Here is a 23569-nt window from a genome sequence, read left to right as displayed (position 1 = left end):
ATTATAATTAAAATAATAAAAATATATTTCTTTTCTTATCTATTATATTCAAGAATAAAGACATATCTCCTCTAAAAGACAAAAAATCCAGACAGCTTTTAAACCGCCCAGATTTGTGAAAATATTTAATAATAGAAACGTGAATTGACGGAAAAAGCAAAATTTAGCTCAAATACTCATTTACTCTTAAAGCTGCTTTGGCACCTTCTGCTGCTGCTACTATAATCTGTTTGTCCTTTATATCAGTTATATCTCCAGCTGCATAAATCCCTTCGACACTTGTTTGATTGTTTTGATCTATCATTACTTCATTATAATCATTTATTTTAAGATCTTCACAGATAAAACCGCTGTTTGGAAGCAATCCGATTTCTATAAATACTGCATCAACATTAAGCTTTCTCTGTTTGCCGGTATTTAGGTTTTTAATTAAAAGTGACTCTACCTTAGTATCACCATTAATCTTAATCGCCTGATAGGACCAGCAGATCTCAATTTTATCCGAATTCATTACCTTATCCTGTAGAGTTTGATCACCAGAAAGCCGCTCACTTCTGACCAGAAGATAAACCTTCTCTGCTATTCTGGCCATATCAAGGGCTGCTTCAAGACCGGAATTACCTCCACCAACTACTGCAACTGGCTGGCCTTCATATAAAAATCCATCACAGGTAGCACAGTAACTTACACCTTTGTCCTTTAATTGGCTTTCACCAGGGATACCAAGGTGACGTTTTTTGGTACCGGCAGAAATTATGACTGCATCTGTATTGATTTTTTTACCACTTTTGACGATTATCTGATGGCCAGCTTCTTTAACTTTGATCTCAATAACTTCTTCTCCAAACAGGGTATCGATCTTATAGTTTCTCAGGTGATCTAAAAAATCCTGCATCAGATCAGGTCCGCTAACATTATATTCAGGTGGATAATTATCTATTATATCTGTTTCTAGAACCTGTCCTCCTATATCCCTGGCAACTAAAAGCACCTTCAATCCCTTTCTTACCGCATAAATTGCTGCTGTCATTCCAGCCGGGCCAGCACCAATCACTGTTAGATCCCAGACATTGCCTTCACATTCCGGTATTTCAAAATCGATTAAATAATCCAGTTCACCAGAACTTATTTTTTCAATCAAAGCATCATAACCACCGATGTTTTCACCATCTATAAAAATTTGGGGAATAGTTTTATGGCCACTTCTTTCTACCATTTCTTCATATAATTCTTTATCATCTGTGATATCATAATCGATATATTCTAACTCCAGACTTCTCAACATTGCTTTTGCTCTTCTACAGTAAGGGCACCACTGTTTTGTATAGATTTCAATATCTGACTTATTCATCAAATCAAACCCTTTCTTTTAAAATGCTCTCATATTTTCTCTTAAATAATCGAAAATCTTACGGGCAGTTTTAGAGCTTATCCCTTCTACCTCTTTTAACTGCCAGATTTTTGCTTCCCTTATCTTGGCTAAAGAACCAAAATGCTGGAGGAGAGCGTTTCTGCGGGTTTCTCCCACTCCCGGAATCTCATCCAACATGCTATGGGTTAATCTTCTTGAACGAAGTTTGCGATGATAACTAACAGCAAAACGATGGGCCTCATCTCTTACCCTCTGCAAAAGCTGTAAAGCTGGTGAATGATGAGGAATAATTATTGCTTCACTCTGACCTGGTTTAAAGATTTCTTCTTCTTTTTTAGCTAAACCAATGATTGCTAAATCATCAATTCCCAGAAGTTCAAGCACCTCATAAGCTGCACTTAACTGACCTTTACCACCATCGATCAAAATTAAATCAGGAAGTTTTTTATCTTCACGCAATAACCTTGCATATCTTCTTTCCACAACTTCTTTCATGCTGGAAAAGTCATCAGGCCCTTCTACAGTATTAATTTTAAAACGTCGGTAATCTTTTTTAGAAGGCCTACCATTTTTAAAAACAACCATTGAGGCAACTGTATCTGTCCCCTGTATATTGGAAATATCAAAACCTTCTATATGATGTGGTTCTTTCTCAATCTCTAATATTTCAGCCAGCTTTTTTACAGCTCCTGAAGTCCGCTGTTTTTCATATTTGCTCCTGATATCTTCTTTTTTAAGATTCTGAGCGGCATTTCTTTCTGCCATCTCCAGCATCTTCTTTTTATCTCCTTTTTGTGGCTGAAGTATTTTTACTTTTTTGCCTTTTAAAACAGCAAGTCTTTCTTCTATAAGCTTTCGGTAAGCCAGATCTGTGTTAAGCAGTAATTCATCAGGTATCCCTGCCGCCTGTTCATAATATTGCTGTAAAAATGACCCCATCATTTCTGCCTTGTTCTCTTCTTCGGTTCCCTCTAAGATAAAGTATTCCTGACCTATTAAACGACCATTTCTAACTAAGAGCAGTTGTGAGCAGGCTAAATCATTTTCACCTTCTACTAAGGCAACAACATCCTGATCGATGTTTTTATCAGACATTACCTTCTGACTTTCACTTAATTTGGCAAAAGCTTTTAAAGCATCTCGAAAACGAGCTGCCTTTTCATAATTTCTCTCCTGGGCAGCATTTTCCATCATTTTTTCAACTTCTGCTTTGAGTTCTTCCTGTCGACCTGATAAAAAGAGCATAACCTGATCTATCAATTCATGATAATCTTCTTTACTAACAGCCCCGATACAGGGACCCAGACATTTGTTGATATGATAATTTAAACAGGGTTTAGCCTCAGGCTCACCTGCTATAATTTCTTTTTTGCAGCTTCTCAATTGAAAAATATCTTTAATCACATCTAATGTCTTATATATCGCATCAACATCAGCGAAAGGCCCAAAATATTCTGCCCCATCATTTTTAACAAGCCTGGTTTTAAAAACCCGGGGAAAATCAAGATTTTTAGTTACTTTTATAAAGGGATAAGTTTTATCATCTTTAAGCCTGATATTAAATTTAGGCTGGTGTTTTTTTATTAAATTGGCCTCTAAAATATATGCTTCCACTTCAGTATCAGTTATTATATAGTCAAAATCGTAAATATAACGGACCAAAAGCTGGGTTTTATAACTCTGGTTATTTTTGCGAAAATATGATCTGACCCTACTCCGAAGTGATTTTGCCTTGCCAACATAGATGATCATTCCGGTTTCATCTTTCATCATATATACTCCCGGTTGAGCGGGAAGTTCTTTTATTTGAGCTTCAATTTGAGCATTAGTTATTTTGTTATCTGTCATTTCTATCACCTGATATTAACTTAATTATTTTAATATTAATTTAACTTAATTATAATTGATTTAAAGCTATTTATCAATCAGCAGAATTCTTTTAAAAATTATCCAGACAAAAAAATGACCAGCACTAATAATTGCTGGTCTGTTAATTAAAATTAATACTGAAAAAACTTAGAACTAAAAATTTTAGCTATTTTAAATTATTGAAGCTAGTTCTTCTTTTGAAATATTATCTAATTCTTTTAAAAGTTGTTCAGCTTTCTCATTATTACATTCTCGTTTATAGATGTTTATAAGTTTATCATAAACAGATTCATCCACTACTCCTATATTTATAAGTGTAGTTAAGATATTTTTTGTAATTGTATTCTGACCTACTGACATAAAATATTCTGCGGCATGATTTAATTCTTTTTTTATTCTTTTTTCAAATTCTTTTCTGTATTCTTTACACCAGTCAAAATTATCAGCAGCTAAATAACTACCTTTTAATAAATTCAACAACTTATAAACTCTATATTTGTTTGTGATAGATTTTTTTAAAAGAATCTCAATTTTGATAAAATCTACTTCAATTCTTTTTAATGAAATTCTATAAGCTGTCAAATTTGCTTCTATAAGATTATCAAATCCATATTGAGAGAAAATTTTTCGGAGCTTTAACAGGGTGCTGAAAAATAATATTCTAAAGTTTTTGTTATCGTTTGCTCCCCAGAGTTTTTCAATAATTTTATCTCTACTTACAAATTCACCTTTATGATGAAGTAAAAAAGCGAATAATTCTTTTGTTTTTGAATCAGGCCAATTTATATTAAGCTTATTTCTATCGACATCATAGATTCTTATATCTCCCTGAGTTTCTATATATAATTCAGTTAAAGAACCAACACTTTGCTTTTCTTTTCTAACCTTTTCGATCACTACCTTAAGATCAGCAGCAGAAATAGGCTTTAAAAGATAGAACAACTCTTTGTTTTGTAATATTTCTAAAAAATCATGATTTTTAGAAATCATAAAGACAAAATTAAATTCAGGAGATAATTTTAATAATTTTTCAACCAAAGTAAAAATATCATCTTCATTCTTATCTATATCCAGAAAGATAATATCTATTTTTTCTTCATCTTCTCTTAAAAAATCAAGGAGGATTTCTGCAGAATAAAAAACATCTGAGATCTCAAGGTTTTTTGTGTCAGAACTTAATACATTTAAAATATCATCATTTTCACGATCACCCATATATACAACAGAATTCATAAAACTCTCCTCTCTTTGAACAAAATTTTAGTCTTGCTTTTAACTTTTATTAAAATTCTTAATGTTTTCATTTTGTTATCAACAATAATTATTAATCTCATTATTAATCTCTTTATTTATTATATACTTTATTGCTCTACTAAACAAGTAAATAATAACGAGATAAATTAATTTTCTGAATATTTTATTCTATACAGCAAATGATTTTATCCCATTCACCTGACCAGTTTTGTGATTTTGCTGTTTTAGCAATACTTAATGCCTCAGCTGTTTTTCCCTGCTTTAATTTCATTTTTGCCAGTATTTTATAACCATGATGATTAAAAAGTTTAACGCTTTCTTCATCTTCCTCTTTAATTATTTTTAAAACTTTTTCAGAAATCTCAATCTGTTTTTGACAATAATCAGATAATCTCTCTGAGCTATAAAAAGACGGATCCTGATATTTATCTAACATGTAAATGATTAAATTATATAAATCAAACAATTTTAACTGATCTTCTGTGGAATTTACGGCTTTTTTTAGGATTATAAAAGCTAATCTTCTATGTTTTTCGGTGTTTTTGGTAAACAAATTACTGGCAAGTAAATATAGAAAATTCAAAACATCATCATAGTTTTCTAAAGTGAACAAATCTTTATTTCTGCTCCTAATATATTTTCTTTCTTTTGGAGTAAAAGCTGACTCCCACCAATCTTCCAGACCAACTTTTTTTATAAAATCAACTTTTGAATTTGAAATAAAAATATCATATAAATCCATAATACTACACCCTTCCCCAAAAAAAGATATTTTTCTACATTTATTTTGCTTTAATTGATAAAATTATTATAATTTACTTTTATTGCTATATACTATTATTCTTTATTTGCTTAAAAATTCCTGCATAATATATTTTTTAATTGAATTATTTGCAAATAAAAGTTATAATAATGATTGAAATTAAATATTTTACTTTATTAAACTATTAAAGTATTAAAGTATAATAAATCAAGGAGGAGATTTAGTGAAAAATATTGCGATTTTGGGCAGTAGTGGTGGTAATCTATATAATTCAGGTGGCAAAAATCCGATCAAATTGATCGAAGAAATAGAAAATCAGATTAAGGCAGCTAAACTGCAAATTGCTGCAGTACAGTTTGTGGGAGCCAATAAATCAATGGATAATGTGAATGCCAAAACTAAGGCCAGGCTTTACAGCTGGGATGGTAATCAAGACAGTATAGAAATTTCTGAGGAAAAAGAGATAAAAAAAATAAATAAAATGGCTGAAAAAGAAGATCAAAAGCTTGCTCAAATGATAGAAAAAGAAGAAATAGATGCTTTAATACTTGTCAGCTGTGATCCGGAAGGTGTTAATAAAAAAGCAGTTGAAGCTGCTGTTGAAAAAAATATCCCTGTAGTAGGAACAGGTGGTAGTTCTATGGCTGCTGTTCAATATATGGGGGCAAATGTAATTTCAACCTCTGGCACAACAGGTACCACTAATAGGACCAGAGCTGTTGCGGCCATTCAGGCCCTAGCGAAATACTGGAATATTAAGTACAAACCGGTGATTGGTTCTGCAGAAAGTTCTAATTCAGCAGTGGATGAAAACATCTTAAAGCGAATAAGTTTTAGAGGTATTATGATGGCAGCTCTACCAGGTTTTATAGCGATGGCTATTACCCTTGCTTTAAGTAAAGTACCTGCCTTTGCTCCTTTAGGTGATGCTTTTGATCTTTTAATCAATGCTTTACCTGTTATCATAGCAGCAATAGCAGCCAAACAGGTTTCGGGATTGGATGAGGTTGGTGTAGTTGCTGGGATAGTTGCCGGTGTATTGTCTACTGATGGTGGGATCATTGGTGGTTTAGCAGGTGGTATTTTAGCTGGTATTTTAGCTCTTTATTTGATCAGATTTACTTTAAATTTAAATTTCCCCGGTACAACTGCAAATATAGTTGCGGGTGGAATAGCAGGACTGGCAGCTGGTTTTTTAGTCTTTTTTATCCTGGCACCAATTACCCTTTATCTAGGGAATGGGATTAGAGATCTAATTGAAATGGCTCTTAATTATAATGCTGTATTGGCTGGTGCTCTGGCAGGATTTTTAATCTGGCCGGCAATTATTGGCGGGGTTTATCATGCTGCAATACTTCCAATTGTGCTTTTAGAAATGGAACAGACCGGTTCAAGTTTTCTTGGCGCAATAGATATGACCGGCCTGGTCATGGTTTCTGCAGGTATTACCCTGGCCAATATACTATTTCCAAAAAAGAAAAAAGAGACAGCAATTGCTTTACCAGGATTTTTAATTAACATGGGATTTGGAACCTTTGTTGAAGCTTCCTATCCTTTCATGTTTTCAGATAAATTGGTCTTTGCTGGAGCCATGGTTTCAGGAGCAATATCTGGAGCTTTTGTAGGCTTTTTAGGAGTTAGAGGAACAGCCTATGTGCCTTCTTTTTCTGCTCCTTTTTTATCTAATAATGGAATCGGATTCGCAATTTCTATGGCTGTAGCTTTAATATCTTCTTTCACTTTTACAGTAATGGCCAACAAAATAAAACACGTGGAATAAGTACCAGGTACGTATAGTTTTAAAATAAAGCAGGTACCGCCAGATAGCAGTGTTCTTTCTGGTGGTACCTGGTACTTCTCGGTACTTTTAAATTTTAATCAAAGATTCTACATAGTCTTTATATTTTTTTCTGCTATTATTAGCAAAAAAACTTAGTAAAGCTTCGGTCGTTACTAACTCACTTTTTCTTTTGCCCAGATACACCCCAAAACTACTCCATTTATATTTTGCTGCCTCACTAACTAAATTTGCTCTAACTGGATTTAAATGTATATATCGGCTAACAAGAAGTTTTTGGTAATTATTTTCTATCATAGTTGAATTATATCTATCCTGAAACAGGTGTCCCGAAAGATCATACTTATTATTAAAATATTTTGCATAATGAAGGTTAACACTGCGCATAATTTTCCATATTTCAGTTTCATTTGTTTGAATTTCTAAATGATAATGATTAATCATTAAACAATATGAAAATAATTGAAAGTTAAATTTGTTTTTGGCTTTTAACATTATGTTAAGAAAATATTTGTTATCAGCCTGATCCCTAAACAATTCTGATTTTCTATTTCCCCTATTCACAATGTGATATACAGCTCCCGGATACCAAATTCGTTTTTTTCTTGGCATACTTCATCAACCTTTCATTAAGTTATTTATATAATTATACCATATAATTACAATAATTTCCATTAAACTTAATAAAAAACCCTGGTTTTTGGTACCAGGTACGTATAGGTTTAAAATGAAGCAGGTACCGCCAGATAGCAGTGTTTTTACTGGCGGTACCTGGTACTTATTATATTCTGTCTGGATAATCAGTGATTATTCCATCTACTTCTAAATCAGAGACATATGTAATATCATTTTTATCATTAACGGTATAAGTAAAAATATCATAACCTGCATTTTTAATTTTCTTTACCCTCTCTTTATCTAAGCTGCTGTAGAGAGGATGAAATGATCTAAGTTTAAAGCCTAAAGATTCTGCATAAGCAATTGGATCTATAAGATTAGCCAAATATATAATTCCTAAACCAACCTCTTTGCTTATCTGGGCAAATCTCTGCAGAGAATAATGATTGAAAGATGAAATAACTACCCTATCTATCATTTCAAATTCTTTTAAAAGTTGATAAACTTTTTCTTCTAAGCCCGGGTAATCTATGTATATATTCTTAAGTTCTATGTTTAAAAATATCTCATTTTCCTGCAGCATTTTTAGCAGTTCTTTTAAACTAACTATACGCTGCAGAGCAAATTTATTATCTTGATTATTATTAGTAATTTCTAGTTTTTTTAACTCGGCAAAACTGTGCTGACAGAGTAATCCACTACCATTAGTCACCCTATCAAGTTTTTTATCATGAAAAATCACAACTTCCCCATCACTGCTGAGCTGGACATCAACTTCCAGTCCATCACAGCCCATTTCTATAGCTTTTTTAAAAGACAACATCGAATTTTCTGGATAGGCTCCACTGGCTCCCCTGTGAGCAATATTTAATATTTTAGCCACTTGCTTATCATCTCCTTATTCAATAAATAGCAGCTGCCAAAAAACGACAGCTGTTATTTATCATAATATGACTATATCAAGAATTTAAAATTTAATGGAACAAAGAACTTAAAGCCAGGGTAGAGAGGATTACTAAAGTTGCAACAATTGCAATAAAATAATAACCTTGCCCTACTGCTATACCCAAACCTGCAACTGCCCATAATCCTGCAGCAGTTGTAAGCCCTTTTACCTTATCTTTATGTTTTATAATAGTGCCTGCTCCAATAAAACCAACTCCACTAACTACCTGAGCAACGATTCTTGCTGCATCTGCATAAGCATCAGTTGGCCCGAGATCCATTGCTAACCTAAATGAAGTTATCATAATCAAACAGGATGTTACAGCCACGAGTATATTAGTTCTTATACCAGCTGCCTTATCTCTAGTTTGTCTTTCATAGCCTACTACTCCACCTAGCACTCCCGATAATATAATTCTAATTGTATATTCTAGCAAGATTTCAACTTCCTCCTAACTCGAAAAATTGATCATGTTAATAACTTAACCCCCTAAAAAAGATTGGGTAAAAACATTACTATACCAGGTAGATAAGTTACAACCAATAATGCAACTATCAAGGCTAAAATAAATGGTATAACCTCTCTGACAAAATCATTTATTGCTACACCTGTTATACTACAGGATGTAAACATCATCGAACCAAAGGGAGGGGTAATACCTCCAATCATTATATTAACGATAGCAACAACTCCAAAGTGAATTGGATCAACTCCTAAACCTGTCACTACTGGTACCAATAAAGGGGCTAATATAATTAAAGCAGCTCCCCCTTCTAAAAACATTCCTACAACTAGAAATAGAACATTAATTAATAAAAGCATCATAACTCTACTTTCAGTTGCTCCCAGCATTACGGCTGAAATGGCTTGAGGAATCATTTCCCAGCTCATATAATAACCAAACACAGATGCTGCAACAATTATGAACATAACTGTACTGGTTCCATAAACAGTATCTTTTAAAATAATTGGGAAATGCTTTAATTCCAATTCTTTATAAACAAATAAACCAACCAAAGTAGTAAATAAAACAGCTATAGCTCCTGCTTCTGTCGGGGTAAACATTCCAAATCTTAATCCTAATATTATACCAAAAGGTAGAAATAATGCCCAAACTGATTCTTTAACCTGAATCAAAATTTCTTTAAAAGTGGCTTTTTTTTCCCTGGAAGGCTTATAACCTCTTTTATTAGAAATAACTGCCACGGTAAGCATCAATGTAAAAGCCATAATTAAAGCAGGTGTATAACCAGCTATAAACATTTTACCAACAGAAACATTGGCAATTAAAGCATAAATAATTAAATTAATACCAGGTGGGATAACTGGTGCAATTGCAGATGAAGCTGCAGTGATTGCAGTGGAAAAAGCTTTATCATAACCCCTCTTTTCCATTTCTGGTACAAGAATCTTACACTGCATTGCTGCATCAGCATTAGCAGAACCAGAAATACCTCCCATAAGAGTACTTAAAACTATATTTACCTGGGCCAGACCACCTGTCATGTGTCCAGTTAAAACATCGGCCATTTGCATTAACTTAGAACTAATTCCAGAATAATTCATAATTGTTCCTGCCATTATAAAAAATGGAATTGCAAGCAAAGGAAATGAAGCGGTTGCACTAATAAATCTCTGCAAGACAAGATCTACAGGCATCCCAACATTTATAAAGGCAAAATAATAAATAGCTGCTGCGAATAAAGCAAATGCGATTGGAATTCCTGTAAAATATAACAAAAATACAACAGCAACTGGAGCATATTGCATTAAAAACCATCCTCTCTTTTTAAATAAATAATATTATATAATTTCTTCTTTAATCTCAGTCTTTACTCCCACACTTTTTTCTGCTCTTCTCAGCTTTTTCTCTTTCTCATCACTCAGAAAGATTAATAAGTTCTTAATAAAAAAGTGAGCAGCATGAAAAGTCATTAAAGAAAATGACACTAAAAGAGATGCATTTACGAAAGCTGAAGAGATACCCAAAACTGGTGTTGGCCTTCCAACAGATTCTAAAACAAAAATCACACTTAAATATGCGATATAGCCATTTATCAATACCATAAAAAAGTTTATCAACATTTTACTTAATTCTTTTAATTTTTTTGGAACTATTCTAGTTAATAAATCAATTCCAATATGCATTCTTTTTTTATAGGCAGCACTTGCCCCTATAAAAACACTCCAGACAAAAGAGTATGTTGCAAGCTCTTCAGTCCAAAAAATACCAGAATTAAAAATATAACGCATAATAACATTAATAATTACGAGAATAACCGTGATTGATATAAAAAAACAACTTAAATATTCCTCAAAATTTTTAATAAATTTTTTCATAATTTTTAATTTCTCCTCAATTAATTGAATAATTAATTTTGTCCTAACAGAATCCAAAATTAATTTTCATCTGTTAGGACTAGAACCAACTAAGGTTTTTCTGCTTATTGATTTTCTAAATCATGACGGATAATTTCTAGTTCATTTTGTAGTCTTTCATAAATATCATCACTAAAGCCTGGGAAAGTATCATAAATACTTTCAGTAGCTTCAACAAAAGCATCATAATCTACCTCATTAAACTCTACACCATGGGATTCTAATTCTTCTACTACATCAGCATGTTGAGAATCAAGCAATTCAACCATATGTACTGCACCTTCATCAAATTCTTCTTGAATAATAGTCTGATATCTCTCAGGAATGCTGTCCCATACATCTGTATTGATATAAACACCACAAGCTCCTAAGAAGTGACGGGTTAAAGCAACATTTTGTCTTACTTCATAAATACTGTTACCTATATTTGTAAACTCTGATCCTTCAATACCGTCTACAACACCCTGCTGCATAGCTGAGATCGTTTCTCCCCAGGGTAGTGGAGTTGCATTAGCACCCATTGCATTTAAAGTTTCGATGAAAAGCTGACTTCCTGGAACTCTAATTCTTAACCCTGATAAATCTTCAGGCGTTTCTATAACTTCATCTGTAATCACATTTCTAAATCCAAAAACATAATCAAGCGATAAAACTTTAATATTATGTTCTTCTGCTAATTCCTCTTTCAATTCTTCTACCAGCTCTGTATCAGTCATAGCTACATACTCATCAAAACTACTGTAAAGCATCGGTCCAACCATAGCTGTAAAATCAGGTACGTAATCACCTATGTAAGTTGGGTCTTCTACAGAAATAAAGTTAGCACCTCTTGCAACCTGTTCTACACCATCTTTATAAGCGGCGATCTGGCCCTGAGGGAATGTCTGAATATTAATAGCCCCATCAGTTTTTTCTCTAATGCTGTCGGCAACTAAATCCATTGACTTAGTTAGCTGTTCTTCTGGGCTGAAAACATGGCTCAATCTTAATGTAAGTTGAAAATCATCATCGGCTGAAACCATACTGCCACCTACACCTATTAAAATAACACCTGTAAATAAAACTACTGCCATAACTAAACTTAACTTTTTCATTTTTCTCCTCCTTGTTAATCTCTTATTTATTTTTGTGAAATTACTCAAAATATATTTTTATTTTAATATCTCTTTTAATCTATCTGGATAATCAGTAATAATTCCATCTACTCCTAATTCGATCATTTTTTTTAGTTCTTCTTTTTCATTGACCGTATAAGGATATATCTCATAACCAGAAGCTTTAATTCCCTTAACAACTTCTTGATCCAAAGTTTTAGCTGCTGGATGAAGTGATCTCACTTTAAAATCTAAAGAATCAACATAATTCTCAGGTTTGATAAGGGTCGTCATATAGAGTATTCCCAGATCAATTTCTGGACAGATTTTTGAAAATTTTCTTAATGAATAGTGATTAAATGACGAAACAATAACCCTATCGAGCATTTTATACTCTTTAAGCATCTCACAAACCTTCTCTTCCATTCCAGGATAATCAATAAGATCATTTTTGAGTTCTAAGTTTAAAATAATGTCATTTTTCTGCATCATTTTTAACAACTCTTTTAAACTTAAAATTCTCTGCACTCCATATTTTTCATCCTCATTATTATCTGTTATTTCTAAGTTTTTTAATTCTGCCCAGGTATGGTCTTTCAAAAAACCTGATCCATCACTAACATTATCCAACTCTTCATCATGGAAGACCACTATTTTCCCATCACTGCTCAGCTGTACATCTATTTCAAAAGCATCACAGCCCATTTCTACAGCTCTTTCAAAAGCCAGCAGAGAATTTTCTGGATAATAACCACAGGCTCCCTTGTGGGCTATATTTAAAATTTCAGACAAGCTTCTTTTCACCTCCCTCTATAAATTAGGCATAAAAAATCCCTATCTGTTTAATTAGGCATAGTTGGGGTGCTGGCTGCTTAAACTTTCTAAACAGTCATTCTAATTAAACAAATAGGGCTTCTCTGATTCACCTATTGTATTTATTATATTTTGAATATTTAAAATAAACGCAAAAATTTAATACGACAAATACAATTATAAAGAGTATTTAAAGGATTGTGAAGAGATTTTTTCATTTTTTTGAAAATCTTTATATTTCCAGATATTTTTGTCACTAGAGGATATAGCAGTTGCACCCTTTTGAAGAATATCTTCAACATCTTTTTTATTTGTTATCATCCCACCGGCAATAAGGGGTTGTTTAATCTTTCGCCTCAATATTTTTGCTAACCTCGGATAAACCAAACCCGGTAATATTTCTATCATATCTGGTTTAGCATCTTCAATTATCCGCAAAGTTTTATCGAAGGCGGAAGAATCGATAATAAATAATCTTTGAATGGCAATTAAATTTTCTTCCCTGGCCATTTTAATCAAATATCCCTTAGTTGAGACAATACCATCAATCCCTGTTTTTCTAGCTAAATATCTAATTCCATATTCATCTCTGCTGATACCTTTAAATAAATCTATATGTAAAAATATTATTAGATCCTTCTGTACAGCAAGATCTATCATTTTTTCTACATAAAGAATATCCGCATCCAATATTAAAATAGCATTAATATGATCTGGGACTTTTTGAATATCACTTAAACTTTTGACAGCTGGTATAACGGGTGATTTTTTTAACAGTCCTTCAATATAGAGCATACAAAATCCTTTCTAGCATCGATTAAAATTTACATGCTCATATATTATAACATATTATCTTATTAATTACAAGTTAAAAAAGTTAGTTCTATGTACCAGGCACCAAAATTGTACCAGGTTCCAATTTTGGTGCCTGGTACGTAATAATTATTTTTTTGGATAAAGTACACAGGCTACATCCTGACCTGTTTTGCTTTTTCTTAACTCAGGCTCATCTTTACCGGCAAATTCTATCATCAGTTTATTTCCCTGCCAGCTGGAATCAACTACTGCTTTGGGAAGTGATTTATTCCATTCGGCAGCTATTTTCCAGAGATATTCTTCAAAACTTTCTTTATCATCAGTCTTAAGCTCAACGGTCAACTCCAGATTATAAGCCTTGATCTCTATTTTTTTGATCTGTTCAAATTGACTATAAACTTCAGGATAATCCGGATGATTTTTAGCTTTAATAATAACCTTTTCAACATCTTTTGCTTCAAAACCACAGTTCGGTGTTGCCTGAGCACAGCGAGCATGGAACCGACAGCCATTAGGTAATTCTATTGGATCTGGTATTTCTCCTCTTGGATCCACCCTTTCTCTATTTCGATCAGGATCTGGAATTGGAACTGCTGCAAGCAGCATTTTAGTGTAAGGATGACATGCTTTTGAAATCACAGTTTCGGTCTCGCCAATTTCCATGATCCTACCTAAGTACAATATAGCTGTCCGATCACAAATATAGCGGATTGTTGCCAGATCATGAGAAATATAAATTATAGATGCTCCCAGTTCATCTCTTAATTTTTTCAACAAATTAAGGATCCCAGCTCTAACTGAAACATCTAGCATAGATACAGGTTCATCAGCTATGATAAACTTTGGTTCTAAAACTATTGCTCTCGCCAGGGCCACCCTCTGACGCTGTCCACCGGATAACTGATGAGGAAAGCGCTCTAAATAATCTTCTACAGGTCTTAATTCAGCTTTATGAAGAGCTTCTTTTACCTTTTCTAACCTCTCAAAAAAGTTATCACCTATCTTATGAATTTTTAAAGGCTCCATAATCGTCTGCATCACTGTAAAGCGGGGATTAAGGGTTTCATAGGGATCCTGAAAAACAACCTGCAGATCTTTTCTGAAAGATTTTAATCTTTTCCTTTTTAGATCTGATATATCCCTACCCAGATAAAGAATCTTCCCTTCAGTAGCCTGCTGCAGTCGAGCAACCAATTCTCCTAAGGTTGATTTACCAGAACCACTTTCTCCAGCAAAACCGAGTATCTCTTTTTCTTTGACCTTGAAATTAACCCCATCTACTGCTTTAAGCAATCTTTTTTTTCGACCAAAAAAATCTTTGCTTTTTAACTCAAACACTTTTCTCAAACCATCTACTTCCAGAACTGATTTCCTTTTTTTCTTGCTTTTCACTTTAATAGTATTCATCTCTTGATCCCAGGTAGCAGGCAACACAGCTTTTTCTCTAAATTCTTGTACCCGGCCAGGATAATGACAGGCTACTAGATGTTGATCTGCAACCTCTTGAATCTCTGGATCTTTTTCACAGAGTTCTGTAGCAAAAGGACACCTTTCTTTAAACCTGCAGCCATTTAATTCTCTGGCCAAATTTGGTGGAGAACCAGGTATAGAAATCAGCTCTTCTTTCGCCGCTTCTAGGGTTGGAAAGGCATTAATAAGTCCCAATGTGTAGGGATGATAGGCCTCTTTAAAAATCTCTCTAGTACTTCCCTGCTCCATGATCCGGCCGGCATACATAACTGCTGTTCGCTGACATAGTTCTGCAACTACTGAAATATCATGAGTAACCAAAATTATGGAAGAATTAATTTTGTTTTGCAGGTAGACAAACTGCTTTAAAATCCCATCCTGAACTACAACATCCAGAGCAGTGGTAGGTTCATCTGCTATAATTAAAGGTGGATCTAAGGCCATCGCCATCGCAATAACAACCCTTTGTTTCATACCTCCAGATAGCTGATGGGGATAATCATTTAAACGGCTCTTTTCCAGTCCTACCAGTGAAAATAAATGCGCTGAGCGATCAAGGGCCTCCTGTTTAGAAATATTAATGTGGGTCTGAAAAGCCTCAACCATCTGTTCACCTATCTTGTATACCGGGTTTAAAGCATTCATAGCACTTTGAGTAACCATGGCAATATCACGCCAGCGCACCTTGTTTAATTCTTGTTCTGTTAAGCGGGCCAGATCTCTACCCTGAAAATTGATCTCACCGGCTACTATTCCACCATTTGTTGGTAAAATACGATTTATAGATTTAGCGGTTGTAGTTTTACCACAGCCGCTTTCTCCAACCAGGCCGAGATTTTCTCCTGATTTTAGTTGAAAAGAAACTCCATCTACTGCTTTGATTATTTTATTGTCCATTCGGTAATATGTCTTCAGATTCTTCAGGTTCAGGAGCATTATCTCTACCTCCTCTCAATCTTGGATTTGTTAAAACTTCCAGTGATCTAGAAATTAAAAAGACTGAGACCACTGTCACACAGATAAATAATCCAGGTGGAATTACCCACCACCAGGCTGTACGCCAGGCTCCAGACAGTCGAGCTGAATGAAGTATTGTTCCCCAACTGTAAATCTGTGGTGGCCCAAGACCTAGAAAACTTAGTGTTGCTTCTGCTGTAATAGCATATCCCATTGCAACTGCCAACTGTAAAAATGCCAGTGGTAAAATATTGGGGGTTATATGAATAAGCATTATCCTTGCATCACTGGCTCCAGCAACCCTGGCTGCTTTAATAAAGGGTCTTTCTACCAGAGATAAAACCTGAGAACGTATTATCCGTGCATTGGTTCTCCAGGTCAAGAGCCCAATCGCCATAATTATAATCCAGAGGCTGGGTTCAAAGATTAAAACCAGGATTATTGCAAATGGTTCTAATGGCAAACCGTACATTATATCAACAATTCGCATCAAAAAATTATCTACACCACCCCTGTAATATCCTGCAATCAAACCTACTGTTGCACCAATAAAATTAACCACCAGGGCTGCTATAATACCAACCATCAGAGCTGTCCTTGTTCCATACATAACCTGACTCCAAATATCACGCCCCAGGTGGGTTGTCCCAAAAAAGTGATCACGAGAAGGAGTGGCCAATTCATTAACATATGGTTCTACTCCATAAATATAGCCCTTTTCTGAGCCATAACTGATTCCACGATAATCTCTTCTTGTAATCCGATCAAGGGTTTCCCATGTTTCGCCATCATATTTTAAAATAGTACCTCTAAGACCAATAGCATATGCTTCCGATTCAGAAATATGGATAACACCATTAAGAGAGCGGGAAGCTCCACTATCATCTGCATACCAATTTTCACCATCATAGATCATAACTGTTGCTCTTTCTCCAACAGCTATAGCCTGATTGGGACTGAAATAGGAAACAGCCAGCAAGTTTCTAAAAGTTGAATCCATAAATCCACGATAAGAAGGTTCAGATAATTCACCATCCCTGTAATGAATTATACTACCTCTATCACCAACTATTATAGCATCTTCAGGAGCACTGAATGATATTTCCCTCAAATTCCTGGTCGTACCACTATCGATTTGACTCCATTCTACACCATCCCAGCGCAAAAAGAGACCATTATCACCTACAGCATAAGCCTGATCAGAACCGATTATAACTAAATCATTAATATCTTGATCTGTATCTGTAGGCATCCTCTGCCAGCTGCCATCTACTTCCCTTAAAATTATACCATCTTCTCCTGCCACAAATTTCATTTCTTGATAAACAGCGGCAGCCAGAAAATCAATATCTAATTCCATTTTAAATTCCTGCCAGCTTTCACCAATCTCTTTCAAATATATATATCCACCATCTGCAGCTGCTATTTCATAATCCTCACCGATTGCAACTTCATTAAAGGGATATTCTCCAACAACCTGATAATCTTTCCACTCACCATCTTCATCAAAGGGTATTAAGCTTCCCTCAATTCTTTCATTCATCTGATTGGGATCATGGGTTGCAAGTAAAGGTGCAAAAATTGCGGTTAAAATTATTATCGATAAAATTACCGCTCCAATTCTACCCAGAGGATCTTTAAATATTATTTTAAATGGTTCAAAAAGATTAAGCAGCATCGGCTTGAAATATTTCAGCCGTTCTTTAAAAGCTTTTTTATCAGCCATTATTTATTTCCCCCCTTAAGTACAACCCGGGGATCTAAATAACTATAAAGCAAATCAGCTGCTGTGTTCATAATTAAGACCAGACCGGCCATCATCATAAAAGCACTCTGGGCCATCGGAAAATCACTTGTCCGAACAGCCTGGATCATTTCTCTACCCAATCCCGGCCAGGAAAAGACCACCTCTACTACTACCTGTCCGCCAACCGCAAGGCCAATTGTAATCGCAGCCTGGGTCACAACAGGTAAAAGAGCATTACGGGCAACATGTTTATACATTATCTTGCGTTCACTTAAACCCTTTGCCTGACATAATTCTATAAAATCTTCACCCATAATTTCCAACATAGTATTCCTCATTATCAGCATCGGTAGACCAAGATAATAGAGGGCTATAGTCGTCATCGGCAAGATAAGATGCCGCAAATAATCTAAAGTCATTATTTTATCAAAGTTACCACTTGCTGTGTAAGGTAGGGTTCTCATCCCACTGGTTGGTAATATACCCAGCCAGATCCCAAAAATCATAATAAAAATCATACCGGTCCAAAATACAGGGGCAGAACGCAAAAAGAGCCCCCCTACTATACCTGCAAATTCGGTGTTACTTCCCCTTTTCCAGGATAATAACACTCCCAAAAGTGGCCCTATCAAATAAGAAATAAAAATTGCTGGCAACATCAAAGCCAGGGTATTAAAAAGTTTTTCCATCAAAATCGGAAAAACAGCCGACTTATAATGAAATGACATCCCAAATTCACCTGTCATAAAATTCCTTAAATAAATAAAATACTGTTCTACTAATGGCCTATCAAGACCAAAACGAGCCCTGACCAGTGCCTGCTCTTCTGCAGAAAGTCCATCCATAACCAGAGCTGCAGTTGGATCAGGTAAAGCCAAACGAAACAGAAAAAATAGTATAGTTAAAATTATAAAAAAAGTTATTATTAATTGAATTATTCTTTTTGCGAAAAATTGTCCTTTACCCATAAATTCACCTCATTGAAATTTCTGTATGCAATTTCTGATTTGAAAAAAAATAGGGAGGAACCCCCTCCCTATTTTAATATTGAATTATATTATTGTTTTATTGAGGGAAATTCAGTCTACCTTCATCATCCCACCAATAACCTGCTTCTTCTAATCTTTCTCTGGCTAAATCGAGATCATAATCATAGAGAGGAACATCCGGATTATGCCAGAAAGAATTAACAGGAGCAATTATTGAAGTCCCTCTTTCACCTAAGCCATCCAGCAGAACATTTATAAATGTTTCATAAGGTACCGCATGGGCTAAAGCTCTTCTGAATTCTATATCATCCATTGGAGGAACTCTTAAATTATAGGTCATATGATAATACCCAAAATCAGGAACACTAACTACTTCAAGGTGATCTTCCTGTTCGGCAAGATCAATTTGAGCTGGTTCCAATCTCCAGGCAGTCATATCAATTTCTTCTGTTACTAAAGCAGTATAAACCCCTTCAGAATCGGCATAAATATTAAAATCAACTGCATCAATATCTATCTCATCTGCTTTAAAGTAATCTTCATTTTTAACCAGTCGTTTGTACTCACCACGATCATATTGATCAAATACCAGTGGTCCACTTCCTACAGTTGGTACATCTTCTGGAGAAAGCTGATCTGCAGCTTCGATGTCTTCCCAGAGGTGTTTAGGTAAAATAGGAATCTGACTTAAAGTTACTGTTATAAAGAATGATGTTGGTTCTTCGAGAACAAAATGCAATGTATTATCGTCAACAACTATAACTTCTTCTAAAGGCTGATAAAAAGGCCTAAAGTAAGCAAAATCCTGTTCTTGATAATAATCATAACTAAATTTAACATCATCTACAGTTACAGGTTCACCGTCATGGAAGTACATTCCATCTCTTAAAACTATCTCGATCGTATTATCATCAATTGCTTCTACAGATTCTGCAGCCCATGGTAAAGGCTCAATATCTGGGGAAAGACGGATTAATTTATCATAATACATCCTCATGAATTTCCAGCCCCAAACTGTTGTGGAATCAAGAGGATTAATATTATCCGGCTCCTGGGTTGTTCCGATTGTTAGACTTCTATCATCAGTTAAAGGCTCAACATCAAAGGGAATCCATTCATTATAAATAGCTTCTCCTGCCATTGGCACAAAACCTGTGAAATTATCTCTATTATATGCTACAACCTCATCTCTAAAAAAGAGTATGTTAACAGGCTGTTCATCCATAGCTATTTCCTGCATTTCCAGAACATATTCTCTTCTTAAATCCTGGTCAAATTCTTTTGACTGCATCTGAAATAGCTCATCATATCTTTCATTTACATAGCCACCCGGATTATTACCACCAAGATCAGCCTGTCCAGACTCTAAAGTGCCTAAAAAGTGCTGAGGATCAAGTCTATCAACCCTGCCTGACCAACCTGCAATAGCAATTTCAAAATCCTGTTCATTATAGAAATTTTGAATTAATGTACTAAATTCGGTTGGAGAAACATTGACCTCAATTCCCAATTCAGCTAAATTTTCCTGAATTAAAAAAGCCGCTTCATAACGAACCGGATCATAACCTTCCGTAGTTGTCATGATATTTAATTCAGGTACCCTTTCTGCTGAGACTCCCAAACTCAATCCGATTACAAGAATTGGTACAAATAAGTAGAGTAAAAACTTGCTTCGCATCTTCGATCTCCTCCTTGTTTAAATTGTGAAAATATTTTTAATACTATATTTTATTATATTATAATTTTCAACCACCGTCAATTATGGATACGCTTATTCAAGGATTAATATTTATTATTAATAACAAAAAAAGGAAAAACCCCAACAAAATGCTGGGGTCAATTAATTCTAAATTGATCTAAAGTATATCTTTTAAAAACCTACCTGTATATGAGCTCTCATTATTTGCAACATCTTCCGGGCTACCTTTGGCAATTAACTGTCCACCTTTTTCTCCACCTTCTGGTCCTAAATCAATAATATAATCAGCAGATTTTATCACATCTAAATTATGCTCGATTACGATGACTGTATTACCATCTTCTCTTAAACGGTGAAGTACACTTAGAAGTTTTTTTACATCATCAAAATGGAGTCCGGTTGTCGGCTCATCTAATAAATAAATTGTCTGACCGGTACTTCTTTTACCCAACTCTTTAGCAATTTTAACCCGTTGAGCTTCTCCACCGGAAAGTGTTGTTGCCGGCTGGCCCAATCTAATATAACCCAGGCCAACATCATAAAGAGTCTGCAGTCTTCGCCTGATGGTTTCAATATTCTCAAAAAACTCAAGAGCTTCCTCTACATTCATATCCAAAACATCAGCTATACTTTTACCCTTGTATTTTATCTCTAAGGTCTCCCTATTATATCTTTTGCCATCACAGACCTCACAGGGAACATAAACATCAGGCAAAAAGTGCATTTCTATCTGTTCTTCTCCCTGGCCTTTGCAGGCTTCACAGCGGCCTCCCTTAACATTAAAGCTGAAACGGCCAATTTCATAACCACGCTGTTTGGCTTCTGGAGTACTGGCAAATACATCTCTAATATAGTTAAAAACCTTGGTATAGGTTACCGGATTAGATCGCGGTGTTCTTCCGATTGGTGACTGATCAATATTGATCACCTTATCTACCTGTTCTAAACCTTTTATCCCATCGTGATCTCCGGGATGAAGGGTAGAATCATAGATTTCTTGCATCAATCTTCTTTTTAAAACATTATTGACCAGAGTGCTTTTACCTGAACCTGAAACTCCTGTAACACAGGTAAAAGTTCCCAGAGGAATATCAACATCTATATTTTTAAGATTGTGCTGCCTGGCCCCTTCAATAGTCAACCAATTACCATTCGGTTGATATCTATCTTCAGGAATCTCGATCTTCTTACTGCCATTTAAATACTGACCTGTTAAAGACCTTTTTTCATTGATAATATCATCAACATTGCCTTCAGCAACAATTTCTCCTCCGTGTTTTCCTGCTCCAGGTCCAATATCAATAATATGATCAGCTGAACGAATAGTTTCTTCATCATGTTCAACCACTATTACTGTGTTACCTTGATCACGAATATGCTCTAAGGTGTTGATCAAACGATTATTATCTCTTTGATGAAGGCCGATACTCGGCTCATCAAGTATATATAATACCCCGACTAGACCTGAACCTATCTGGGTTGCCAGCCTGATTCGCTGGGCCTCTCCTCCAGAAAGAGTTCCGGCAGAACGGTCAAGGGTTAAATATTCCAGACCAACATCAAGTAAAAAACGCAGTCTGGCCTTGACTTCTTTGAGGATCTCTTTGCCTATATAAGCCCTTCTTTCATCAAAATCTACCTCTTCTAAAAAATCATAGGCATCTTTAATAGAAAAAGAAGTAAATTCTGCTATAGAAAGTCCACCGATTGTTACTGCGAGTACCTCCGGCTTTAAACGCTGGCCCCCACAAACCTGACAGGGTATTTCGTTCATATATCTTTCCATCCGTTTATGGGTTCCGGGTGAATCAGAATCACTCATCCGTTTTTGCAAATAGCCGATTACCCCCTTAAATTTAGTTGTATGGTCCCTGGTCCTACCATAACGATTGGTATAAGGGAAGGTGATCTTTTCTTTGCTGCCATAAAGGAGCAGTTTAATTAAATCTTCATCCAGTTTTTTAAGTGGAGTCTGACGGCTAAAATCATGTTTTTCAGCTAAAGCCTCTAAAAGGGCTGGATAATAGCGGCTGGAAGAGTTTTTCCAGGGGATTATCCCTCCATCAGCAATTGATTTGTCCTGATCCAGGATCAATTCCGGGTCAAATTCTTTTTTAACCCCCAGACCACCACAATTCTCACAGGCCCCATAAGGACTGTTAAAAGAAAACATTCTTGGGGATTTTTCTTCTAAACTGATCCCACAATCAACACAGGCAAACTTTTCACTGTAGGTTGTTGTTTCACCATCAACCTCATTGATCATAACCAGGCCATCAGCATATTCTAAAGCGGTCTCAACCGAATCAGCCAGTCTTTCTCTGATCCCTGATTTAACTATCAAACGATCAACTATAACCTCTATATCATGCTTAATATTTTTGTCCAGTTTTTGGGCATCTTCGAGCAGCATGATTTCGCCATCGATTCTGGCCCTGACAAAACCATCTCTTACCGCCTGGAGAAAGGTTCTCTCGTGTTCACCCTTGCGCCCCCTTACAATTGGAGCCATTACCATAATCTTTGTTCTTTCCGGAAGTTCTAAGACCTGATCTACAATTTCATCAACAGTTTGAGAGTTTATCTCCTGACCACACTCAGGACAGTGAGGAATCCCAACTCTAGCATAAAGCAGACGCAGATAATCATAAATCTCGGTAACGGTTCCCACAGTTGAACGGGGATTACGACTGGTGGTTTTCTGGTCGATAGAAATTGCAGGAGAAAGACCCTCGATATATTCCACCCGAGGTTTTTCCATCTGACCTAAAAACTGCCTTGCATAGGCAGATAGTGATTCAACATAGCGCCTCTGTCCCTCTGCATAAATTGTATCAAAGGCAAGGGAAGATTTACCAGAACCACTTAAGCCTGTTATAACTATTAATTTATCACGCGGAATTTCTAAATCTATTTTTTTAAGGTTATGCTCCTCAGCACCCTTAACGATTATTCGATCTTTTGCCATTATTACACCTCTTGTAT

Annotated in this window: 18 protein-coding genes; 1 reads left to right on the top strand and 17 read right to left on the bottom strand. The window is 35.2% G+C overall.

Annotated features, from left to right (window positions below):
• Positions 1–163: 163 nt before the first annotated feature.
• The 4 genes from HALSA_RS02545 to HALSA_RS02530 all read right to left on the bottom strand — a co-directional run bounded on the left by HALSA_RS02545 (position 164) and on the right by HALSA_RS02530 (position 5237).
• Complete coding sequence (locus HALSA_RS02545) at positions 164–1351, bottom strand: FAD-dependent oxidoreductase (protein ID WP_013405078.1); 1188 nt, start codon at positions 1349–1351, stop codon at positions 164–166.
• An 18-nt stretch (positions 1352–1369) separates the two neighbouring features.
• Entirely contained in the window at positions 1370–3220 is a 1851-nt protein-coding gene (uvrC, locus tag HALSA_RS02540) for an excinuclease ABC subunit UvrC (protein WP_013405077.1), read from the bottom strand.
• Positions 3221–3412: 192 nt separating this feature from the next.
• A complete protein-coding gene (locus tag HALSA_RS02535) occupies positions 3413–4474 on the bottom strand; it encodes an SARP family transcriptional regulator (RefSeq protein ID WP_013405076.1) in 1062 nt (353 codons plus the stop codon).
• Between the two features lie 184 nt (positions 4475–4658).
• The gene (locus HALSA_RS02530; RefSeq protein WP_013405075.1) at positions 4659–5237 is read right to left on the bottom strand and encodes a hypothetical protein; all 579 of its coding nucleotides are present in this window, start codon (positions 5235–5237) and stop codon (positions 4659–4661) included.
• A 244-nt stretch (positions 5238–5481) separates the two neighbouring features.
• On the opposite strand from HALSA_RS02530, the gene HALSA_RS02525 reads away from it, so the two are divergent.
• Positions 5482–7038 carry a PTS sugar transporter gene (locus HALSA_RS02525; RefSeq protein ID WP_013405074.1) on the top strand — a complete coding sequence of 519 codons (1557 nt, stop codon included), beginning with the start codon at positions 5482–5484 and terminating at the stop codon, positions 7036–7038.
• 87 nt (positions 7039–7125) lie between these two features.
• Here HALSA_RS02525 and HALSA_RS02520 read toward each other — a convergent pair whose 3' ends face one another.
• The 13 genes from HALSA_RS02520 to uvrA form a co-directional block, all read right to left on the bottom strand.
• The gene (locus HALSA_RS02520) at positions 7126–7668 is read right to left on the bottom strand and encodes a transposase (protein WP_013405073.1); all 543 of its coding nucleotides are present in this window, start codon (positions 7666–7668) and stop codon (positions 7126–7128) included.
• A gap of 169 nt (positions 7669–7837) precedes the next feature.
• A complete protein-coding gene (locus tag HALSA_RS02515; RefSeq protein WP_013405072.1) occupies positions 7838–8557 on the bottom strand; it encodes a glycerophosphodiester phosphodiesterase in 720 nt (239 codons plus the stop codon).
• A 91-nt stretch (positions 8558–8648) separates the two neighbouring features.
• Positions 8649–9056, bottom strand: a complete 408-nt coding sequence (locus tag HALSA_RS02510) for an MgtC/SapB family protein (RefSeq protein ID WP_013405071.1) — start codon at positions 9054–9056, stop codon at positions 8649–8651.
• Positions 9057–9109: 53 nt separating this feature from the next.
• Positions 9110–10390 carry a TRAP transporter large permease gene (locus tag HALSA_RS02505; RefSeq protein WP_013405070.1) on the bottom strand — a complete coding sequence of 427 codons (1281 nt, stop codon included), beginning with the start codon at positions 10388–10390 and terminating at the stop codon, positions 9110–9112.
• A 33-nt stretch (positions 10391–10423) separates the two neighbouring features.
• Positions 10424–10960: a TRAP transporter small permease gene (locus HALSA_RS02500; protein ID WP_013405069.1), complete on the bottom strand. Its 537-nt coding sequence runs from the start codon at positions 10958–10960 to the stop codon at positions 10424–10426.
• A gap of 104 nt (positions 10961–11064) precedes the next feature.
• The gene (locus tag HALSA_RS02495) at positions 11065–12093 is read right to left on the bottom strand and encodes a C4-dicarboxylate TRAP transporter substrate-binding protein (protein ID WP_013405068.1); all 1029 of its coding nucleotides are present in this window, start codon (positions 12091–12093) and stop codon (positions 11065–11067) included.
• Between the two features lie 57 nt (positions 12094–12150).
• Positions 12151–12885 (bottom strand): glycerophosphodiester phosphodiesterase, encoded by a 735-nt coding sequence (locus tag HALSA_RS02490; RefSeq protein ID WP_013405067.1) that lies wholly within the window; start codon positions 12883–12885, stop codon positions 12151–12153.
• Between the two features lie 198 nt (positions 12886–13083).
• Positions 13084–13701 (bottom strand): glycerol-3-phosphate responsive antiterminator, encoded by a 618-nt coding sequence (locus HALSA_RS02485; protein WP_013405066.1) that lies wholly within the window; start codon positions 13699–13701, stop codon positions 13084–13086.
• A 147-nt stretch (positions 13702–13848) separates the two neighbouring features.
• Positions 13849–16128 (bottom strand): ABC transporter ATP-binding protein, encoded by a 2280-nt coding sequence (locus HALSA_RS02480; protein ID WP_013405065.1) that lies wholly within the window; start codon positions 16126–16128, stop codon positions 13849–13851.
• Entirely contained in the window at positions 16079–17875 is a 1797-nt protein-coding gene (locus HALSA_RS02475) for an ABC transporter permease (RefSeq protein WP_013405064.1), read from the bottom strand. The genes HALSA_RS02480 and HALSA_RS02475 overlap by 50 nt, the downstream gene beginning before the upstream one ends.
• Positions 17875–18864, bottom strand: a complete 990-nt coding sequence (locus HALSA_RS02470) for an ABC transporter permease (RefSeq protein WP_013405063.1) — start codon at positions 18862–18864, stop codon at positions 17875–17877. The genes HALSA_RS02475 and HALSA_RS02470 overlap by 1 nt, the downstream gene beginning before the upstream one ends.
• 97 nt (positions 18865–18961) lie before the next feature.
• Entirely contained in the window at positions 18962–20563 is a 1602-nt protein-coding gene (locus HALSA_RS02465; RefSeq protein ID WP_013405062.1) for an ABC transporter substrate-binding protein, read from the bottom strand.
• A 178-nt stretch (positions 20564–20741) separates the two neighbouring features.
• Complete coding sequence (gene uvrA, locus HALSA_RS02460) at positions 20742–23552, bottom strand: excinuclease ABC subunit UvrA (protein ID WP_013405061.1); 2811 nt, start codon at positions 23550–23552, stop codon at positions 20742–20744.
• Positions 23553–23569 lie beyond the last annotated feature (17 nt).

It is taken from the genome of Halanaerobium hydrogeniformans, from assembly GCF_000166415.1.
Lineage (GTDB): Bacteria > Bacillota > Halanaerobiia > Halanaerobiales > Halanaerobiaceae > Halanaerobium > Halanaerobium hydrogeniformans.
The sequence above is the reverse complement of the archived record's forward strand: the minus strand, read 5'-3'. Positions and strand labels throughout refer to the sequence as shown.